Raw genomic sequence first — 1,014 nt, forward strand, 5'->3', positions numbered from 1 at the left:
TCCTTGGAAGCCTTACGCCCGCGTTTCTCGGGTGCGCTCGATGCCTCGGCGGACTGCTCTTGGCGTGCTGCAATTTTCATGGGTGCGGTCATGCTCCACATCGCCGGCTAGCCGACCATCTTCGGTTTTTGCCCGCGAAGATGAGTGGGACGGTGCTCGCCACTGTCAAGCACCTTCTGCATGGCCTCCCAGGTTCGTATGTTCTTGTCGACATAGGCGGCGCCCACTGCCGCCGCGACCGTCGGATAGAGCGGCCCCTTCAGCCTTTCCAGTTCGCCCCGCGCCACCTCGCGGTACCAGGGATTGCGGTCGCGAACCGCGATCTCGGCAAAGCCCGCCTGGCGCATCGCCTGTGCGTAGCGCGCCGGCGAGGCCATCGCGAAGGACAGCCCTTCGGCGGCCACAGAGGCCTTCATCTCCGGTGATGGTTCGCCGTCATGCGAGATCATCCAGTTTGATGCCGCAAAGGCGCCGCCGGCCTTGAGCACGCGGAATATCTCCGCAAACAGCGCATCCTTGTCGGCGACATGCAGCAGCGCATCCTTGGAGAAGACGACGTCGAAGGACTGATCCTCGAAAGGCAACCGCCCAGGCGGCGCCTGGATGAAGCTGGCGCGGTCGGCAAGCCCGCGGGAGGCTGCCCGCCGCCTGGCCGTTTCGATCACCGGCCGCTCAACATCGAAGCCGGTGACGTGCGCGGCGCCATGCCGTTCGACCAGATGCAGCGTGATGCCTCCGGACCCGCAGCCGATGTCGAGGATGGTCTTGCCTGCGAGCGAAAGCCCCTCGAGCACGCGGTCGACTTCGTCGGGCCCGCCCGGCGACAGGTAGCCGTCGCCCCACAGCGCCTCGAGGAAGCGGATGGCGGCTCCGTCATACTCCGGCTCGGCCTCGGCCGTTTCGATCATCAACCCTCGATCCCCAATCGACGAATGTCCGTCTCGAACGCCTGCAAAGCCTAGCCCATGTCTGGGAAAACGCAACATCATTTGTTGAACATGCATTCAATATAGC

At 64.3% G+C, this 1,014-nt stretch carries 1 protein-coding gene; it reads right to left on the bottom strand.

The window, feature by feature from the left end; genetic code table 11:
- Positions 1–107: 107 nt before the first annotated feature.
- The gene (locus FJ980_RS34395) at positions 108–908 is read right to left on the bottom strand and encodes a class I SAM-dependent methyltransferase (protein ID WP_140547759.1); all 801 of its coding nucleotides are present in this window, start codon (positions 906–908) and stop codon (positions 108–110) included.
- Between the last annotated feature and the right edge of the window lie 106 nt (positions 909–1,014).

Origin of the sequence: Mesorhizobium sp. B1-1-5 (genome assembly GCF_006443065.1) — a bacterium.
Classification (GTDB): domain Bacteria; phylum Pseudomonadota; class Alphaproteobacteria; order Rhizobiales; family Rhizobiaceae; genus Mesorhizobium.

Coding starts and splice junctions, on each gene's coding strand:
- FJ980_RS34395 (WP_140547759.1), bottom strand. CDS start 908: ATGATCGAAACGGCCGAGGCCGAGCCGGAGTATGACGGAGCCGCCATC.